Annotated in this window: 18 protein-coding genes; 7 read left to right on the top strand and 11 right to left on the bottom strand. The window is 32.9% G+C overall.

Translation table 11 applies throughout. From position 1 onward, the window contains the following. Positions 1-12 precede the first annotated feature (12 nt). The 11 genes from ABGB03_RS13805 to hemA all read right to left on the bottom strand — a co-directional run bounded on the left by ABGB03_RS13805 (position 13) and on the right by hemA (position 11,082). The gene (locus tag ABGB03_RS13805) at positions 13-726 is read right to left on the bottom strand and encodes a 3'-5' exonuclease (RefSeq protein WP_347923159.1); all 714 of its coding nucleotides are present in this window, start codon (positions 724-726) and stop codon (positions 13-15) included. A 33-nt stretch (positions 727-759) separates the two neighbouring features. Beyond that, entirely contained in the window at positions 760-1,233 is a 474-nt protein-coding gene (locus ABGB03_RS13800; RefSeq protein WP_347923158.1) for a methylated-DNA--[protein]-cysteine S-methyltransferase, read from the bottom strand. Positions 1,234-1,235: 2 nt separating this feature from the next. Then, on the bottom strand, positions 1,236-2,348 hold the full coding sequence (locus ABGB03_RS13795; protein WP_347923157.1) for a hemolysin family protein: 1,113 nt from the start codon (positions 2,346-2,348) through the stop codon (positions 1,236-1,238). Positions 2,349-2,374: 26 nt separating this feature from the next. Beyond that, the gene (locus tag ABGB03_RS13790) at positions 2,375-3,682 is read right to left on the bottom strand and encodes a serine hydrolase (protein WP_347923156.1); all 1,308 of its coding nucleotides are present in this window, start codon (positions 3,680-3,682) and stop codon (positions 2,375-2,377) included. 27 nt (positions 3,683-3,709) lie between these two features. Further along, positions 3,710-4,699 carry a porphobilinogen synthase gene (gene hemB, locus ABGB03_RS13785; protein WP_347923155.1) on the bottom strand — a complete coding sequence of 330 codons (990 nt, stop codon included), beginning with the start codon at positions 4,697-4,699 and terminating at the stop codon, positions 3,710-3,712. Between the two features lie 36 nt (positions 4,700-4,735). After that, positions 4,736-5,638 carry an oxygen-dependent coproporphyrinogen oxidase gene (hemF, locus tag ABGB03_RS13780; protein ID WP_347923154.1) on the bottom strand — a complete coding sequence of 301 codons (903 nt, stop codon included), beginning with the start codon at positions 5,636-5,638 and terminating at the stop codon, positions 4,736-4,738. Positions 5,639-5,750: 112 nt separating this feature from the next. Further along, complete coding sequence (locus ABGB03_RS13775) at positions 5,751-6,287, bottom strand: GNAT family protein (protein WP_347923153.1); 537 nt, start codon at positions 6,285-6,287, stop codon at positions 5,751-5,753. Beyond that, the gene (locus ABGB03_RS13770) at positions 6,277-7,041 is read right to left on the bottom strand and encodes an EI24 domain-containing protein (protein WP_347923152.1); all 765 of its coding nucleotides are present in this window, start codon (positions 7,039-7,041) and stop codon (positions 6,277-6,279) included. The genes ABGB03_RS13775 and ABGB03_RS13770 overlap by 11 nt, the downstream gene beginning before the upstream one ends. 101 nt (positions 7,042-7,142) lie before the next feature. Next, on the bottom strand, positions 7,143-8,174 hold the full coding sequence (hemE, locus tag ABGB03_RS13765) for a uroporphyrinogen decarboxylase (RefSeq protein WP_347923151.1): 1,032 nt from the start codon (positions 8,172-8,174) through the stop codon (positions 7,143-7,145). Positions 8,175-8,240: 66 nt separating this feature from the next. Further along, positions 8,241-9,824, bottom strand: a complete 1,584-nt coding sequence (gene hemC / locus ABGB03_RS13760) for a hydroxymethylbilane synthase (RefSeq protein WP_347923150.1) — start codon at positions 9,822-9,824, stop codon at positions 8,241-8,243. Further along, complete coding sequence (gene hemA / locus ABGB03_RS13755; RefSeq protein WP_347923149.1) at positions 9,817-11,082, bottom strand: glutamyl-tRNA reductase; 1,266 nt, start codon at positions 11,080-11,082, stop codon at positions 9,817-9,819. The genes hemC and hemA overlap by 8 nt, the downstream gene beginning before the upstream one ends. 194 nt (positions 11,083-11,276) lie before the next feature. Between hemA and ABGB03_RS13750 the strand changes: the two genes are divergently transcribed. From ABGB03_RS13750 to ABGB03_RS13720, 7 genes are all read left to right on the top strand, one after another. Next, entirely contained in the window at positions 11,277-12,176 is a 900-nt protein-coding gene (locus ABGB03_RS13750) for an AraC family transcriptional regulator (RefSeq protein ID WP_347923148.1), read from the top strand. A gap of 4 nt (positions 12,177-12,180) precedes the next feature. Then, positions 12,181-13,200 carry a ferrochelatase gene (hemH, locus tag ABGB03_RS13745; RefSeq protein ID WP_347923147.1) on the top strand — a complete coding sequence of 340 codons (1,020 nt, stop codon included), beginning with the start codon at positions 12,181-12,183 and terminating at the stop codon, positions 13,198-13,200. 92 nt (positions 13,201-13,292) lie between these two features. Beyond that, a complete protein-coding gene (locus ABGB03_RS13740) occupies positions 13,293-16,382 on the top strand; it encodes a glycosyl hydrolase (protein WP_347923146.1) in 3,090 nt (1,029 codons plus the stop codon). Then, positions 16,382-16,930: a CopD family protein gene (locus tag ABGB03_RS13735; protein ID WP_347923145.1), complete on the top strand. Its 549-nt coding sequence runs from the start codon at positions 16,382-16,384 to the stop codon at positions 16,928-16,930. The genes ABGB03_RS13740 and ABGB03_RS13735 overlap by 1 nt, the downstream gene beginning before the upstream one ends. Positions 16,931-16,970: 40 nt before the next feature. Continuing rightward, on the top strand, positions 16,971-18,419 hold the full coding sequence (locus ABGB03_RS13730; RefSeq protein ID WP_347923144.1) for an ATP-binding protein: 1,449 nt from the start codon (positions 16,971-16,973) through the stop codon (positions 18,417-18,419). 11 nt (positions 18,420-18,430) lie between these two features. Further along, complete coding sequence (locus ABGB03_RS13725; RefSeq protein ID WP_347923143.1) at positions 18,431-19,213, top strand: enoyl-CoA hydratase-related protein; 783 nt, start codon at positions 18,431-18,433, stop codon at positions 19,211-19,213. 123 nt (positions 19,214-19,336) lie between these two features. Further along, the gene (locus tag ABGB03_RS13720; protein ID WP_347923142.1) at positions 19,337-20,410 is read left to right on the top strand and encodes a PA0069 family radical SAM protein; all 1,074 of its coding nucleotides are present in this window, start codon (positions 19,337-19,339) and stop codon (positions 20,408-20,410) included. Positions 20,411-20,514 lie beyond the last annotated feature (104 nt).

Genomic DNA, 20,514 nt, shown 5'->3' with positions numbered 1-20,514 from the left:
ATCAGGACTTTTTTATATATGAATTATTTCTTCTTCGGTTAAAAGCTTATCACCTCGTAAGCGTAAAAATATTTGGGCTACTGCAATAGTGTCTTTTTCACAGTAAACAATAATTCTATCTATCTCTTTTTCTTCGTAATACACACGATATACTTCACTTCCATCAATATCATCTTTAGGCGAGGGAATGCCTAATACATTAGTTAATAACTTTAAAGACGTGTAAGTTTTATAATCGCCAAACTTCCATAATTCTAGAGTGTCTAAATGTGGCACTTCCCAAGGCTTTTTGCCAAACAGGTTGAGTTTATAAGGTAACTCAATGTTGTGAATAATCATACGTCGAGCTATGTAAGGAAAGTCAAATTCCTTACCATTGTGAGCACATAATAAATGCTTTGTTTGACTAAAATGTGAGATTAATAGATTTTTAAAATCTTTAAGAATTTTAATTTCATCTCCATAAAAAGAAGTCACTCTAAATTTTCTGATGTTTCCTTGATTTGCAAAATAGCCAACAGAAATGCAAATAATTTTACCGAACTCTGCCCAAATTCCTGCACGTTCATAAAACTCTTCAGCTGTAAAATCATCTTTTCGTTGGTATTGTGATTTATGTTCCCAAAGGGCTTGCTTTGTGTCGTCTAAATCTGAAAAATATTGTGTTTCAGGAACTGTTTCAATATCTAGAAATAAGATATTTTCTAAATTGAGTTTGCTAATCATGTCGTAACTATTTGATTAGATTAAAGATAAGAATTAAAATAGAGATTGTTGTTTGTAAGGGCTTTCATGTTCTAAGAGCCATTGTTTTCTGTTAAGCCCACCAGCATAACCTGTTAAACTACCATCGCTACCAATAACACGATGACAAGGCACTATAATCCAAAGCGGGTTTTTACCATTAGCATTTGCTACAGCACGAATGGCTTTTACATCACCAAGGTCTTTTGATAATTGTAGATAAGAAGTAGTTTTTCCATAAGGAATTGCAAGTAATGCATTCCAAACTCTTTTTTGAAAATCGGTTCCTTGAGGATTTAATTTTAAACTGAAATCGGTTCGTTCGCCATTAAAATATTCTTCTAATTGACGAACCCCATCTTCTAAAATTTCTGGAATAATATCTGAAACTGCAATATCGTTATTTAATACAGTAAGTGAAGATAGTCCATGCTCATCTCCTTCCAATTTGGCAAATCCTAAAGGTGTATTTATGATGCATGATTCCATTATTATTCGGGCTTTTCTTCTATCAAACCTAAACGTTTTGCTCTTGTTTCCCAGCTTTTTCTTGCCAACAACTGTAAGTCTGCCACATTATCACTTTCATCCATTATTTCAAGGCCTAAAAGCGTTTCAATAACATCTTCCATAGTTACCAAACCACTTACCGAACCATATTCGTCGACCACTAATGCCATATGGTTTTTACTTTCAACTAATTCTTCAAATAATTTTGGAATTGGCATACTTCTATTAACGATGATAATGTTTCGTTTGACATCTGATAAGGTTTTATTACCATTTCCAAATGCCATTTCTTTAAACACATCATCTTTTAAAACTAATCCTGTAATATTATCAGGAGTATCAGTAAACACAGGTATTCTTGAAAATCGGATGTTGTGGTTTTCATTAAAAAACTCCTCAATAGTCATAGTTTCTATTTCTGCTTTCATAACAGTTCGAGGTGTCATAACATCCTTGGCGTGAATATCTTTAAAATTCAATAAATTTTTAATGACTTTGCTTTCAGATTCTTGAAACACACCTTCTTCATGGGCAATATCTGTCATGGCGATAAAACTTTCCCTACTCAATATACTGCCATGTCCTTTTCCTCCGATAAGCTTAGTTGTAAGCTGTAATAACCATAAAATCCCTGTCCATTTTAATGGAAAAATTAGAATATTTAATGCAGTTGTTGTAAAATGAGCTAGTTGTTTCCAATAGGTAGCGCCAATAGTCTTTGGAATAATTTCTGAAGCAACTAATATTAAAATTGTCATAATGGTAGACACTACACCAACCATAAGGTCCTCAGTAAATGGAATGCCTAATATTTTTCGTGATACGCTTCCATATTGTTCAGCATAAACAACCTTAGCTTGCACTCCAACTAGAATTGCACCAACAGTATGCGCAATAGTATTGAGCGTTAAAATAGCAATAAGTGGCTTATCAACATCTTTTTTTAGGCTTTCTAAATCTTCAGCGTAGGGCTTGTTTTCTTGCTTCTTTATATTGATAAATGTTGGTGTTACGCTCAATAAAACAGCTTCTAAAATAGAGCACAGAAAGGAAAAGAAAATTGAGATTATTGCGTAAAAAATCAGTAGATTCATAGTGTGCCTTTAAGTGTTTAAAAGTACTAATTATTTGTCAATTTTTCTTCGGAATTTGAACTGATGTAAAACACTTGTTGTAATTTAGGACGAATGTTTAAATTGTAGATGTTTCGATGCGTTCTACTTGGATATACACGATTGGATAAAAATATAAAAACTAATTCATTCTCTGGGTCTGCCCAAACAAATGTACCTGTGAAACCAGAATGTCCAAAACTTGTTGAACTTACTTGAGGTGCAGGATACGCTTCTTTGATACTTAAAGTGTCGTTACCAATAATTGGCTTATCAAACCCTAAACCTCTTCTGTTATCGTTTTCAGGATATTGAATTCTTATAAATTCTTCAACTGTTGTAGGTTTAAAATATTGTTTTCCATTATAAGTGCCTTTTTGAACTAACATTTGCATATATTTTGCCATATCTAGAGCTGTAGCAAATAATCCAGCGTTACCAGAAATACCCCCTAAAAGCGCTGCATTTTCGTCATGGACATAGCCTTTTACATAATCGTTTCTAAAAAGTGAATCTAGTTCAGTTGGAACAATATTATTTTTAAAGTTTTTGGTAAGTGGATTATAACCAAGTACGTCACATTCTAATGGTTTATAAAAGTTTTTGTTGAGGTAATCTTCGTAGTTCTCGCCTGTAATGTTTTCAATAAGTGTTGGATAAATCAATGATGCTAATCCAGAATATACATAGGTTTTGTTGTCACTTACTTTTGAGCGTTTAATTTTTCTAAACACCTTTCTATTAAATCTGTTTTTAACATAGATGTTGTTATAAACTTTGTTTGAGTAACGCTTTTGATTTTTGCTTTTAATGAATCGATTTTTAGTTTTTCCTTTTTTAAGAACATCACTTAAAAATACGATATAAGGATTCATTCCTGATTGATGTGCTAAGAGTTCACGAAGCGTTATATTCTTTTTGTCATTGCGGTTCTTCCATGAATGCCAATAGTTGCTAAATGGCACATCTAAATCAAGTTTTCCTTCTTCATAAAGCTTCATTAGAGCAGGTAAAGATCCAGTAATTTTGGTTACTGAAGCTAAATCATAAACATCATTAAGATTTACCTGTTGAATACTATCATAGGTATGAAAACCATAAGCTTTATGAAATATAATTTTACCTTGTTTAGCGACTAACAATTGTGCTCCAGGAAATGCTTTTTGAGTAATTGCATCATGCATAATGGAATCTATATTAAACTCAATATAGTTTGAATTTAATTCGACAGATTCTGGCGTGTCATAAGTCAATTGTGCAGAAAGAAGATTTCCAGCAATTAAAAAAATAAAAAGGAATGATAATTTTTGATGCATTTTCAAGAAAATAAATCTTCTTGAAAGTTAAGAAATTAATTTTACCACATCTTTAGCAAAATAAGACGCAATAATATCTGCTCCAGCTCTTTTAATGGCAGTAATTTGCTCCATCATAACAGCATCATGGTCTAACCATCCTTTTTCGGCAGCAGCTTTAAGCATTGCATATTCACCAGATACTTGATATACTGCCACTGGAACATCGACTTCATTTTTAATGTCTCGAACAATATCTAAATAAGCAATTCCTGGTTTTACCATGACAATATCTGCACCTTCATCAATGTCCATTTCGGTTTCACGAATGGCTTCAAAACGATTGGCATAATCCATTTGATAGGTTTTTTTATCCTTAGGAATATTAATCATGTCTACAGGAGCAGAATCTAGAGCATCACGAAAAGGACCATAAAATGCTGATGCATATTTTGCTGAATAACTCATAATACCTGTATCTATAAATCCTTCGTCTTCTAAAGCCTCACGAATGGTCAAAATACGACCATCCATCATATCACTAGGTGCTACAAAATTAGCTCCAGCTTGTGCATGGGAAATACTCATTTCTGCTAAAATATCTGCAGTTTCATCATTTAATATCAATCCGTTTTCTACAATACCATCATGACCATAAGATGAGTAAGGATCGAGTGCAACATCTGTCATTACAAGCATTTCTGGACAAACATTTTTAACCATTTTAATGGCACGTTGCATTAACCCATTAGGGTTTAAAGCTTCTGTGCCTTTGTTGTCTTTTAAATTATCAGGAACTTTCACAAACAACAATACCGATTTCAAACCAAGTTTCCATAATTCTTTTACTTCGTTTTCCAATAGGTCTAAGCTGTAACGAAAGTAGTTTGGCATTGAGAGAATTTCTTCTTTTATACCTTTTCCTTCAACAACAAAAAGTGGTACTAAAAAATCGTTTGGTGTAATAATTGTTTCTCTAACCAATGAGCGAATGGCTTCGTTGGTTCTTAATCGTCTATTTCTTCTTAATGGATACATATCTAAATATGTTAAATTTGTTGATGTGTTTATTTGTTAAACCCATTTTATTGGATTTTTTAATACGTTAATTAATTTTTCTTCTTCACTTCCAGATTCTGGATGATGATTATACACCCACTGTACATGAGGCGGCAAACTCATTAAAATACTTTCAATCCGTCCATTAGTTTTCAATCCGAAAAGTGTGCCTTTATCATGTACTAAATTAAACTCGACATAACGTCCACGACGAATTTCTTGCCAATTACGTTGTGCTTTAGTGTAGGGTAAACTTTTTCGTTTTTCAACTATGGGAACATATGCTTCTAGAAAGCTATTACCAACTTCGGTTACAAAGTTATACCAATCTTGCATAGTCATGTCATCTGAAGCCTTACAATAATCGAAAAACAAACCACCAATGCCACGTGCTTCATTTCTGTGTGAATTATAGAAATATTCATCACAACGCGCTTTGTATTTTGGATAAAAAGCTAGGTCATGCTTATCACAAGCTACTTTAGAAACTTTGTGAAAATGAATAGCATCTTCTTCAAATAAATAATAAGGTGTTAAATCTTGTCCACCACCAAACCATTGTGAGACGATGTTTCCAGATGAATCATACATTTCAAAATAGCGCCAATTGGCATGAACTGTTGGAACCATAGGGTTTTTAGGATGCAATACTAAACTTAATCCGCAAGCAAAGAACTGTGCTTCGTCAACTCCAAAATGTTTGCGCATAGTTTCTGGTAGTTCACCATGAACAGCAGAGATATTAACACCGCCTTTTTCAAAAACATTTCCGTTTTCAATCACGCGAGTTCTTCCACCACCACCTTCTGGACGTTTCCATAAGTCTTCTTGAAATTTAGCTTTACCGTCTACTGCTTCTAATTTAGAAGTAATTTGGTTTTGTAAATCTTGTATGTATTGATAAAATATATCTTTCATTCTTTTTAAATCATAGATTTGTTGCAGTAAGATGTAGCTTATCTAAAATTGTTTTGGGATTTTTTATATCTAAAATATCGCTTGAGAAATCTATTATAAAATATGGCATGTGTTATTGTTTATAGAGTTCGTATAACTCCATATCTATTGGATCTTCATTTGTTGGAGTAAACCCCTTTACTAAAGTTTTTACCCATTTAAAATTGTTGTTTTCGGCAACTTTTATACTTCCAATATTAGTTCTATGGGCAATGATTTGTAATGTTTCTACACCTAATGTTTCAAATGCATGATTTGATAATTCCTTTATTGCTTTTGAAGTTAAACCCTGCCCTTTAAATGGATAACCAATACAATAAGCGAATTCTCCTTGTTTTTTATTCCAGTTTAATTCTTTAAGATAAATCAAACCAACAAGTGCATTCGTTTTTTCTTCCTTTAAGGTAAAAAGAAATTCTTCTTTTAACTTGAATTGACGCACCTTTTTTTCTACAAAAAATTGAGATAAGGTTGGGGTTAAGTTTTCCGATAGCGTTTTAGGGAAGTAACGTTTTAATCGATCTTCGTTAGACACAATAAAATTACATAAACTCCAAGCATCTTTAAGTTGGATAGGCACAATATAGAAGGAGTCAAAGCTAAGCCGCATGCGAATTATTTTCAAGTTTTAAAGCTTCTATAGTTTTTGTTGAAGCTGCAGTAACAGATAATGGCAGTACTAGTATTACGCCTATAATTGGGATTAATAAAAATAGCATAAATACAATGCCATTTCCAATAGCAATCCCTCTATGTTTTCTAACAAATGAAAGACTTTTGGGGTAGTTATAATGACGCTCTAAAGTGTAATCCATATTACCAAAACCAGCGTAGTACGCTTGAACAAAAAACAGTAATAAAGACGTAAGCCAACCAATAACAGGAACTAAACTAATAATAAGAATTACTGCTGTTAGCCAAAGTTCCATGAATAAATTACGAACATTTATTCTAATACCTCGCCAAAGTTGTTCTTGAAAAGAGGTGTTTCGATGTTGATGAAGCAATTTAGAATCTGAGCCTAATAAATGTGCTTCTATTTTTTCAGACACAGGACTCATAAATGGTGCTGAAAAAGCCATAATAATGTGCTTGTATAGAATTAATCCTAGAGCAATAATTATAATGCCTCCAAATATTTCGCTAATGGTAGTAAAAGTGTCTTTTCCCCATTCCCAGACCCAAATTCTTGAAATAAATTGACCAATATTATCGGAAAACCCATAAGCAGATACACCAATAGCTATGGCTGTTATAATGCTAATAAAAATAGGGATTACAAAATATTTCCATAGTTTGAGCTTAGAGATTAACTCAAAAGCTCCAGCATAAGCTTTAATTCCTATGAAAATGTTTTTTATCATCCTATCCCTAACCCTTTCCAAAGGAAAGGGAGTTTGATTTATTATTAACTGAGATTAATTGTAATAATTTTACCATCAATAATTTCTCCCCTCTGGGGAGATTAAGTGGGGCTTTTATAGTCTTTTACAGCATCAATAAAAGCTTTGGCGTTATCTAATGGAATATTTGGTAAAATTCCATGACCTAAATTTACAATGTATTTATCTTTTCCAAAAGCATCAATCATTTGGTGTACCATCTTTTTAATTTCTGAAGGCGGTGAAAATAATCGCGTTGGATCAAAATTACCTTGGAGCGTTATGTTCCCTCCAGTTAAATAGCGTGCATTTCTTGGCGAGCAGGTCCAATCTATACCTAAGGCAGAGGCATTGGATTTTGCCATATCCTCGAGCGCAAACCAGCACCCTTTTCCAAAAGCTATAACAGGAGCATCATCCTTTAATGCTTCAATAATTTGATTGATGTATTGCCACGAAAATTCTTGATAATCGACAGGAGATAACATGCCTCCCCAAGAATCAAATACTTGAACAGCATCAACTCCAGCCTTTACTTTTTCTTTTAAATAAGCAATCGTAGTATCAGTAATTTTTTGAAGTAACTGATGTGCAGCAATAGGATTTGTAAAACAAAATTCTTTAGCCTTATCAAAGTTTTTACTTCCCTGACCTTGCACACAATAGCATAAAATAGTCCAAGGTGAGCCAGCAAAACCAATTAAAGGAATTTCATTATTTAGCTTTTCTTTTGTGGCTTTAATAGCCTGATAAACATAATATAAAGCTATAGCAACGTCTGGAACAATCACATTGTTTACATCTTTTTGCGTACGAACAGGGTGTGGTAGATATGGCCCAAAATTTGGCTTCATTTCCACTTCAATATTCATAGCTTGAGGAATTACTAAAATATCGCTAAAAAGAATCGCAGCATCCATACCATAACGACGAATAGGTTGTACAGTAATCTCACTTGCTAGTTCTGGTGTTTGGCAGCGTGTAAAGAAGTCATATTTGGCTTTAATTTCCATGAATTCAGGCAAATAACGTCCAGCTTGACGCATCATCCAAACTGGAGGACGATTAACCGTTTCACCTCTTAATGCTCTTAAAAATAAATCGTTTTTTATCATAATTATTTCCCATGAAAATGGGAATCTTTTTAATTCAACTTCTAACTAAATTTATAAGATTTCTGCCTACGCAGAAATAAAATGTTCATTTACTAATTCAATAACACTTTCAACTGTAGGAACTTTAGCAATTCTAACATCGCTAAATTTATTTTTTGCTTCGTTAGCTGTGGTTTCGCCAATACAGAAAGCAATTTTATCTGGATCGTTTTCCTTTAAATAGCTTTGAACTGTTGAAGGGCTGTAAAACATAACGCCTTCTACTGAGTCTTTAACCTTTTGGGTGTCATATTTTGTTTGATAAGCCTCTACTTCATTCACTTTTATATTGTTATCATCTAAAATAGTTGGTAAAGCATCTAAACGCAAATCACTACAGAAGTAGGTAACTTCAGTACCATCAATATAATTTACTAAGTATTCTGCAAGTGCTTTGGCGTTTTTTTCGGCATGTTTAACTGGTCCAATACGTTTTTCAACTAAGCGTTTTGTACGACGACCAACACAGTATATATTTTGAAACTGTAATTCAACTGCCGAAAAATTATTTAGCAATGCTTCTACTGTATTTTTGCTTGTAATTACTACATTTTTAATTGGCTGTCTTATTATTTGTGGCTTGATTCTGTTTAGACTTATTTTAATAAAATCTGAACTTTCAACAATAACTTTTTCGTTAAATAGTAAACGTTGATCTGTCGTTAGCGTTTTTGTAGAATAGACATTAGTTTGTTGTGATGAACGCTTAATAGTGTCCATTAAGTTTTTACCTCCACGCTCAATAATAAAATTTGCACAATATGCAGCTATTGTATCTTTATTCTCTAATTTTTCAATACGATTGACTTCTATTTTTTTGCTTCCATCGGGACTTAACAATATGCCTTTAAAATGAACTTCTTCATCCTTAACAAATGCTAAAGCACCAATTGGTGCTGTACAACCACCTTCCAGTAAGTTTAAAAACTGGCGCTCTATGCTTGTGCATATTTCGGTTTCTTCATGATTTAATTCTTTGCATATGTCTCTTGTGCGTTTATCTTCTTCTAAGGCAGTAATCATAATAGCACCTTGTGCTGGAGCAGGAACCATCCAGTCTAAATTTACTGAGTTTTCGGGTTTTATTCCTAGCCTTCCTAAACCTGCGGCCGCAAAAATAGCAGCATTCCAATTTTTGTTATCTTCAAGTTTTTGCAATCGTGTATTAACATTACCTCGTAAGTCAACTGTGGTATGTGTTGGGTATCTGTTAAGCCATTGTGCGCGACGACGTAAACTTCCTGTAGCAATAATAGCATCTCGTTGCGATAAAAACTCTTCGTTATTTTTGAAAACTAGAAAATCTTTAAAATTTCCTCGCTTTATTACGGCTGCTTGTACGATGCCTTTTGGTAATAAAGTTGGAACGTCTTTTAAGGAATGTACGGCGATGTCTATGTCATGATTTAACATGGCAATATCTAGTGTTCTAGTAAATATTCCTGTGATTCCTAGTTCGTAAAGCGGTTTGTTTTGAACCAAATCACCTGTTGATTTTACTGGTACAATTTCGGTTTTGTGGCCAAGTTTTTCCAGCATTTGTTGCACAGCGTTAGCTTGCCATAGTGCTAGTTGACTATCGCGTGTACCAATTCGTATAATTTTAGACATGCTTTGTGGGTTCTTCTTCTAATTGAAACACTTTTTTAATAAGCTCCAAACTATCATCTGCGGTGCAATTTTCATCTTTTAAATGATGTGCGAAATGATTAGTAATTTTTTGAATGAGGTTATTACTAATAATTTCGGCCTGAGCTTCATCAAAGTTAGCTATTTTTTTACGTTGTGTATCAAACTCAGCTACTTTAAAATCATTGAGTTTATTTTTAAGTGCTTTAATAGTTGGAGCAAATTTTCGAGTTTCTAACCATTGATTAAATTCTGTTTTTACATCTTCAATAATTAGTTCTGCTTTAGGAATATCTAGTTTTCTATTTTCAAGTGTAGAATCAGTTACTTTAGATAAATAATCAAGATGCACTAAAGTCACTTTATCTAGTTCTGAAACATTTGTATTCACATTTTTAGGAATTGATAAATCTAAAATAAGTAAAGGTTTTTTATTTTGTAAAATAGCTTTATCAACTGTTGGTTGTTGCGCTCCAGTTGCAACAATTAAAATATCAGAATTATTAATCTCTTCTTGTAAGTTAGCATAATCTTTTACTATTAGATTAAACTTTCCTGCAATAGCCTCAGCTTTATCTTTGGTTCTGTTAATTAAAGTGATTTGTTTATTTTGGGTATGTTTCACCAAGTTTTCACACGTATTTCTACCTATTTTTCCTGTTCCAAAAAGCAGAATATTTTTTTCTGAAACATTTTCAACTTCATTCAATATATATTGAACAGATGCAAAAGACACTGAAGTAGCACCTGAAGAAATACTGGTTTCAGTTTTAATACGCTTACTTGCTTGAATAACAGAATTAATTAATCGCTCTAAAAATGTATTTAATAAGCCTTCTTTTTTAGAAATTATTGCGCTTTTCTTTAACTGACTAATAATTTCAAAATCACCTAAAATTTGACTATCTAGACCCGATCCAACACGAAACATATGAGAAATTGCTTCTTTATTTTTATAAATAAATGCAACATCTTGAAACTCTTCAACAGTCCCTTTTGTATTATCACAAAGTAATTTTATAAGCTGATATGGGTGTTGCGCAAAGCCATAAATTTCAGTTCTGTTACATGTTGAGGTAACAATTAAACTTTCAATCTCTTCTAATTTTGCTTGTTCAATTAATCTTTGAGTTGCATTTTCATCTAAACTAAAATGACCGCGAATTTTAGCGTCAGCCTTTTTATAGCTTAAGCCAATAGCATAGAAAGTACTACTCTTTGAAATATTGTATTGCTTCATGTACCTGACTAGAAATTTGCAAAGCAAAAATAGAACGCTTGTTGCTAAAAAAATAACGCTTGAAGAACTTTAAGTGTCGTTAATGGTTTTTTATACTTATTTTTTATTATAATATGATTTTTATCATATTTTTGCAGTCATATCAGCACTTTCTGATTGTGTTGTTTAGAATTGTTCTAAATAGTAGATATTAAATGAACGAAAAAAATACTAAAAAAAATGTCGCTAGAGGTGCTTTCATTGAAACAAAAATAGAAGATGGTTTTTATGTTTTAATCTATCAAAATGATAATAATGTAATTGAAACGGTTGAACGAGAAATAGATGCTAGTTTTATTCAATTTCATTTTTGTATTAAAGGAAAAGCTGCTTTTCAATTTAATAGTGGAAATTATACATTGAATATTAACGAACAGACATCGCTATTGCTATATAATCCGCAAAGGAATTTGCCAATTCATTTAGATATAAATCCAAACTCTTCATTAGTCTCTGTTTTAATCTCGATTAAGAAGTTTCATGGTTTGTTTTCAGAAGAAGCGAATTACATTTCCTTTTTAAATGAAGAGAATAAAGACAAAAAATATTATAAAGATGGTAAAATTTCGCCATCATTATCTATAGTTTTAAATCAGTTGGTTAATTATAATTTAAACGAATCTATTAAAAACTTATACTTTAAAGGAAAAGCTTATGAGCTATTGAGTTTATATTTTAATAGAAATGAAGATGCTAATGTAGAACAATGCCCTTTTTTAATTGATGAATCTAACGTTATAAAAATTAGAAAAGCCAAAGACATTATAGTGTCACGAATAGCTGAACCACCAAGCTTACAAGAGTTAGCAGATGAAATTGATTTAAGTTTAAAAAAACTTAAAGAAGGATTTAAACAAATTTATGGCGACACTGTGTTTAGCTTTTTATTTGATTATAAAATGGAAGTTGCTCGAAAGCTCTTAGAATCAGGAGATCATAACGTTAATGAAGTTGGATTAAAAGTAGGCTATAGTACTGCAAGCCATTTTATTGCCGCTTTTAAAAAGAAATATGGTACAACGCCAAAAAAATATTTGATGTCATTATCATCATAAGAATATGAAAGGAATATTACTAGTAAATTTGGGTTCTCCAGATAGCCCAGAACCTAAAGATGTAAAGAAGTATTTAGGAGAATTTTTAATGGACGAACGCGTTATTGATGTTCCTCTTTGGGCAAGAAATCTTTTAGTAAAAGGTATTATTTTAAACACACGACCAAAGGCTTCTGCTGCAGCATACAAGAAAATTTGGTGGGAAGAAGGCTCTCCTTTAATTGTTATTTCAGAAAGATTACAAGAAAAAATTCAGAAGCAGGTAAATATTCCTGTTGCTTTAGCCATGCGCTATGGAAGTATGACTATTAAAAAAGGAATGCAAGAATTGGTTGATAAGGGTGTGGATGAAATTCTTCTTTTCCCTTTATACCCTCAATTTGCTATGGCAACTACTGAAACTATTTTAGTGTTGGCTGAAGAGATACGGAAAGAGTATTTTTCTCAAATAAAATTGGATTCTGTTAAAGCATTTTATAACAAACAAGATTATATTGAAGTACTTTCAAATAGTATTAAAAAGCATCTATCAGGGAAACAATATGATCACTTATTGTTTTCCTATCATGGTGTTCCAGAAAGGCATATAAAGAAACGTGATATTACTAAATCACACTGTAAAATTGATGGAAGTTGCTGTTCTACACCATCAAAAGCACATGAATTTTGTTATAGACATCAATGCCTTGAGGTAACACGATTGGTAGCAAAACAGCTTCAACTTGAAGAAAACACGTATTCATCTTCATTTCAATCTAGGCTAGGGTTTGATCCTTGGTTACAACCATATACAGATAGAACCATAGAACGATTAGGTAAAGAAGGCATTAAAAATATGGCAATAGTAACACCAGCTTTTGTAAGCGATTGTTTAGAAACATTAGAGGAAATTGCTATGGAAGGCCAAGAAATATTCCATGAGGTTGGAGGGAATCAATTTACGACAATTCCTTGTTTAAATGATGATAAAGAGTTTGTTGATTTACTCTCTAATTGGATTAATGATTGGAATAGCAAAAATTAAAAACTACTCAATAGTTAAAGTTGAATACAATTAATTAAAAATAGTTTTTAAATTCTTATTTTTATTCCAAATCAACCAAACCAAAAAATAACATGCGATTATCATCACTATTCTTTGCAATAGCTTTGTTGCTATTCAATTATTCCCCAACGCAATCACAAAACATTAACGAAAATCAGTATGATGCATTAGAGTATCGACTTATAGGGCCTTTTAGAGGAGGTAGAAGTGCAGCTGTTACTGGAGTGCCTAATCAACCAAATTTATACTACTTTGGAGCTACAGGAGGAGGTATTTGGAAAACTACAGATGGAGGAAGAACTTGGGGAAATATTTCAGACGGTTACTTTGGAGGAAGCATGGGAGCCATTACAGTATCTAAAAGCGACCCAAATGTGATTTATGTAGGAGGCGGAGAAAAAACAGTGAGAGGTAATGTATCATCAGGATATGGTATGTGGAAAAGTGAAGATGCTGGAAAAACATGGAGGTCTTTAGGATTAGAAAAATCAAGACACATTCCAAGAGTTGCAGTTCACCCAACGAACTCTGATATTGTTTATGCTGGCGTCATGGGTAATTTATACAAACCAACTCAAGAACGAGGTGTTTACAAGAGTACAGATGGAGGAAAAACATGGCGTAAAACACTATTTTCAAACGAACATGCTGGTGTGGTCGATTTACAAATTGACCCATCAAACCCAAGAATAATTTATGCGTCTACGTGGCGCATCAACAGAACACCTTATAGCTTAAACTCAGGTGGTGAAGGTTCTGCATTATGGAAAAGTACTGATAGTGGTGAAACTTGGACTGAAATTTCAAAAAACAAAGGCTTTCCAACAGACACTTTAGGAATTATTGGAGTAACTGTGTCTCCAGTAAATAACCAACGTGTTTGGGCAATTGTAGAAAACAAAGACAAAGGAGGATTATATAGAAGTGAAGATGGAGGAGAAACCTGGAATTATATAAATAGCAATCGAAACTTACGCCAGAGAGCATGGTATTATACTCGTATTTATGCAGATACTAAAGATGTCGATAAAGTCTATGTTTTAAATGTTAGTTATCACAAAAGTACCGATGGTGGAAAAACATTTAGCAGACATGGAGCACCTCACGGTGACCATCATGATTTATGGATTGCTCCTGAAAACCCAGATAGAATGATTATTGGAGATGATGGTGGAGCCCAAGTGACATATGATGGAGGAGAAACTTGGAGTACCTATCACAATCAGCCAACGGCACAATTTTATCGTGTTACAACTGACAATCATTTTCCATATAGAATTTATGCTGCGCAGCAAGATAATTCAACAGTAAGAATTCAACATAGAACAGATGGTCGTTCTATTACTGAAGATGATTGGGAAAGTACAGCAGGAGGAGAATCGGCACATATTGCTATTGACCCTAAGAATGATGATATTGTGTATGGTGGAAGTTATGGAGGTTATTTAACACGTGTTAATCATGAACGCGGCACATCTAGAGCTATAAATGTTTGGCCAGATAACCCAATGGGCCATGGTGCTGAAGGCATGAAATATCGTTTTCAGTGGAACTTCCCTATAATTTTCTCTAAGCATAATCCTAATAAGTTATATACGTTTTCCCAAAATGTACATGTTACTGAAAACGAAGGGCAATCTTGGAAGATTATTAGTCCAGACTTAACCCGTAACGATCCTGAGAAACAAAAATCTTCAGGCGGACCAATTACTCAAGATAATACAGCTGTAGAGTATTACTGTACCATTTTTGCAGCTCAAGAGTCACCTTTACAAGAGGGATTGCTATGGGTTGGTAGTGATGATGGATTAGTACATGTAACCAGAAACGGTGGACAAACTTGGGATAATGTGACACCAAAAGGAATGCCTGAATGGATGATGATTAATAGTGTAGAGCCTAGTATTTTTGATCCTGCAACGTGTTATATAGCTGGTACAAAATATAAGACAGGAGATTTTGCGCCTTATTTATACAAAACAACTGATTATGGAAAAACATGGACAAAAATTATTAATGGAATTAATCCAGAGCATTTTACAAGAGTAGTTCGAGAAGACCCAAAACGAAAAGGATTACTATATGCAGGAACTGAAACAGGAATGTATATTTCGTTTAATGATGGTAAAAACTGGAAACCTTTCAAATTAAATCTACCAATTGTTCCAATTACAGACCTTACCATTAAGGATAATAGTTTGATTGTAGCAACTCAAGGAAGAAGTTTGTGGATGATTGATGATTTAACAGTTATTCATCAATTATACAATGCAGATAAATCTGCAAATATCCTATTTAAACCTAAAGACACATATAGAATGGGAGGAGGTAGCTTTAAAGGGAGTAAGACAGCTGGAACTAACCTTCCAAGTGGTGTGATAACGTATTTCAACTTGAATAAGTATGATGAAAAAGATGAAGTCTCTCTAACATATTTTGACACTAAAGGAGATACGATTAAAACATTTAGTACAAAATCTAAAGAAAACAAGTTAACTGTCAAAAAAGGAACCAATCAATTTATTTGGAATACGATTTATGATGGTGCCGACAGTTTTCCTGGTATGATTATGTGGGCAGGTAGTTTAAGAGGCCCAAAAGCTGTTCCAGGAAATTATAAAGTAAGTTTAAATGTAAATGGCGAAGCGTTAAACCAATCATTTACAATTTTAGCAGATCCTAGAGCAGAAAGTACTTTAGAGGATATGAAGAAGCAATTTGTTTTTATAAAAGATGTAAATAAAACACTTGATAACACTCATAAATCCATTAAAAAAATTAGAAATATTAATGGTAAGCTAGATGCTTTTATGTCACAATATAAAGAAGATAATAATGTTAAAGATTTGGTTGAAAAAGCTAAAAAACTAAAAGAACAATTCTCAGAAATTGAGAAAGCATTATATCAAACTAAAAATAGAAGTGGACAAGACCCATTAAACTTCCCTATTAGATTAAACAATAAATTAGCACATTTAAACTCGTTGGTTGGCAGAGGCGATTTTGCGCCAACAGATCAAGATGCTGCAGTTAAAAACGAATTAACGCAAAAAATCAATGAGCAATTAGGTAAGTTTAATGAATTATTAGATAAAGAAATTAAAGCGTTTAATGATGCCTTTAATGATAAAAAACTAAACTATCTTTTTGTTGAAGATTAATGGAACTCTATAACTATATAAAGGCTCTGCATCTCATTTTTGTTATTACATGGTTTGCAGGGCTTTTTTACATACCACGATTATTTGTTTATCAAATAGAAGCATTTTATAAGCCATCACCTAATAAAGAAATTTTAGGAGAACAGCTAAAACTTATGGCTAAACGTTTATGGTTTATTATTACGTGGCCATCAGCAATATTGGCAACAATTTTTGCAGTTTGGTTGTTAATACTAATTCCAACATGGTTACATCAATCGTGGATGCATGTAAAATTTGTATTTGTAGGGTTATTGTTTTTATATCATTTTAAAACACATCAAATTTTTAAACAGCTTCAAAATGACGATGTGCGTTATACATCTAAATTCATGCGAATCTGGAACGAGGGCTCAACCATTATATTATTTTCAGTTGTTTTTTTGGTGATATTAAAAGATAGTCTTAATTGGATTTTTGGAGTTGTTGGAATAATAGCTTTAGCAATTTTGTTAATGCTAGGTATTAAATGGTACAAGAGAATTAGAGAGAGGAATCCTAATGCTTAACATGGCTCGATTATTGTTATAATTTGCATAAATTTATTAAATGGCATCTAAAAGACTTTCGTTACGCTCGCGTATTTTTGTTTACATGATTTTACTTGTTGTGGTAGCGTCTATTTTAATAGCTGCAGTAACACTTTTTCAATACAACGAACAATCAAAAGACTACCACAAACAGCGTTTAGAACGTAAAGAAAGACAGATTTTATCTAGTATGGATTATGTGTTGGAAGAAACAACATATGAGCGTACACCTGAGAGATTAGGACTCATTTTTAAAGATAAAATTTATGAAATTGCTAATAATTTAAATGTAGATTTCAATTTGTACGATCTTCAAGGGACTTTGGTAAAGAGTTCAGAGGCACATATTGATAATGATTCTATATCTAGATGTTTATCTCCAGAAATTCTTAATCAGTTAAATTTTAGTGTAAATAAACGTTTTGTTGAGAAAAATGAAGTGCTTGGAGGTGACTTTCAATCGTCATATATCCTTTTTTCTGACTACAACGCAAAGCCTTTAGGCATTCTAAATGTGCCTTACTATGAAGATGATTCCTTTAATGAAGATGAACTTAAAGAGTTTTTAGTGCGCTTAGGATACGCCTACTTTTTTATGATTCTTGTAGCAATCTCCTTTGCTTATTTTGTATCACGTTATATCACAAGATCATTAAAAACCATTAGCGATAAAATGAATGAAACACGCTTGGAAAAGCGAAACAAAAAAATAGAGCTTAAAGGAGCTAGCATAGAGGTTTCAGCGCTTGTAAAGTCTTATAACAGTATGATTGACGAACTTGAGCAGAGTGCTGTACAGTTAGCTACAAGTGAGCGCGAACAAGCTTGGAGAGAAATGGCTAAACAAGTTGCCCACGAAATAAAAAATCCATTAACACCTATGCGTTTAACGGTTCAAAGCTTTCAACGAAAGTTTGACCCAAATGATGCTAATATTCATCAAAAAGTTGATGAATACAGCAAGACTTTAATTCAGCAAATCGATACGATGAGTTCTATAGCCTCAGCGTTTTCAAATTTCGCGAAAATGCCAGCTCAAAAAAATGAAGAGCTTAATGTGGTTGAAGTTGTTGATCTGGCCTTAGATATTTTTGCTGAAAACTATATAACTTTTATCCCTGAACAGAAAGAAATTATTGCAACATTCGATAGGACGCAACTCATTAGAGTAGTTACAAATTTGGTAAAAAATGCGATACAAGCTATTCCGAAAAACAAAACACCTAAAATTACCGTTAAAGTATATTCCGAAGATAATAATGTGATTTTAACTGTACAAGATAATGGTAATGGTGTTTCAGACGAAAACAAATCAAAAGTATTTGAACCCAAGTTTACTACTAAAACAAGTGGTATGGGATTAGGGTTACCTATGATAAAAAACATTATTGAAAACTATAACGGAAGCATTACTTTTGCAACTAAAGAAAATGAAGGCACGACATTTAAAGTGAGCTTTCCTAAATAATTTACAACAATATGACATTTGAAAATATATTAGTCGATAAAAGCAATGGCATAGCAACTATTACCATAAATAGACCGAATAAATTAAATGCACTTAATAGAGTAACTATTGAAGAATTGCATAATGCCTTAAGTAGTATTAAAAATGATAATTCATCTAAAGTAATTATTATTACAGGAAGTGGTGAAAAAGCATTTGTTGCAGGAGCAGATATTAGCGAATTTGCCGATTATAGTATTGCAGAAGGTAGCAATCTTGCGGCACAAGGACAAAAAAAACTATTCGATTACATCGAAAATTTCAGTAAACCAGTTATTGGAGCAGTTAACGGTTTTGCGCTTGGAGGTGGATTGGAACTTGCAATGTCGTGTCACTTTAGAGTTGCAAGCACTAATGCGAAAATGGGATTACCAGAAGTTTCCTTAGGCGTTATCCCTGGTTATGGAGGCACACAACGTTTACCACAATTGGTTGGAAAAGGTAGAGCTATGGAAATGATAATGACAGCAGGAATGATAGACGCTAATCAAGCACTAAGCTATGGATTGATAAATCACGTTAAAGTACAAGAAGAATTGTTGCCATTTTGTGAAAGTTTGGCTTCAAAAATCATGCGCAATTCACCAGTAGCCATTAGTGCAGGAATTCGAGCAATTAATGCTGGTTTTAAAGATGGTGTGAACGGATATGAATCTGAAATTGAAGAATTCGGAAATTGCTTTGGAACAGACGATTTTGTAGAAGGCACAACTGCATTTTTAGAAAAGCGTAAAGCTGATTTCCCGGGAGAATAAATTGTTTTTATCTCTGGAAATCACGTTTGTTAATAATCAATTCTCTTTTAACATTTTCATATTTAAATAATAGTTAATTTTAAAGAGCTACTTACCATAGTATTCAACTTTATTTTAATTATTATGAACCCCAAGTCAACCTTAAAAGGACGTGGTGCACAATTAAATGTACCCAACCGTTTCTTCGAATTAAGCCACGAACAACGTGACGATTTTTTAGAATTTTGCCACAAAGAAGGCGAAGAACCTGATAAAAATAAAACGCTATACCTTCCTGTATTTCCAAAAACTATTGTAAATAAAGTCACAAGTCCAGATGTTGGAATGATGTATTCTATGAATCCTTATCAAGGCTGTGAGCATGGTTGTGTGTATTGCTACGCACGAAATAGTCATGAGTTTTGGGGGTTTAGTGCAGGACTCGATTTTGAACGACGCATTTTAGTAAAAAAAGATGCTCCAAAATTATTGGAGCAGTTACTCAAAAAGAAAAGCTGGAAGGCTCATGCTATTGTTCTTTCAGGAAATACGGATTGTTATCAACCAGCCGAAAAGCAATTTGAAATTACTAGACAATGTTTGGAAATCTTTTTAAAATATAAGCATCCCGTTGGTATTATTACAAAAAATGCGTTGATTTTACGAGATTTAGAAATTTTAAAAGCTTTAGCTAAAGATAATTTAGTAGGAGTAAATATGTCTATTACTTCATTATCTGAAGAGACACGTAGAATTTTAGAGCCAAGAACTACCACTATTAAAAAACGTATTACAACAGTAAAAAAATTATCAGAGAATGGAATTCCTGTAAATGTGATGTTGGCGCCAATAATCCCATCGATAAATAGTCATGAAATTTTGCCGATGGCAAAAGCAGTATCTGAAGCAGGTGCTTTGAGTATAGCGCATACCATTGTGAGGTTAAATGGCGCAATTGGCGAAATTTTCACAGATTGGATTCATAAAACATTGCCTGATAAAGCAGACAAAGTGCTACATCAAATTGAAAATTGCCATGGAGGCACTTTAAACGAAAGTCGATTCGGAGTTAGGATGCGTGGTGAAGGACAAATAGCAAAACAAATAAATGATTTGGTGCATTTAGCAAGACATAAGTATTTTAAAGGAAAGCGAATGCCTAGATTAAATACAGAACTTCATGAACCATATAAAGTTGGACAGATGAAGCTGTTTTAGTAAATCAAATTTGTGTCAGTTTGAATGTCAAATTTTTATTTGATGTATCGAAAACAAGAAAATTGGAAAAGCCTCAGACTTCTTGATACAAAATTCTTTTAGAA

Origin of the sequence: Pontimicrobium sp. SW4 (genome assembly GCF_039954625.1) — a bacterium.
Lineage (GTDB): Bacteria > Bacteroidota > Bacteroidia > Flavobacteriales > Flavobacteriaceae > Pontimicrobium.
The sequence above is the reverse complement of the archived record's forward strand: the minus strand, read 5'-3'. Positions and strand labels throughout refer to the sequence as shown.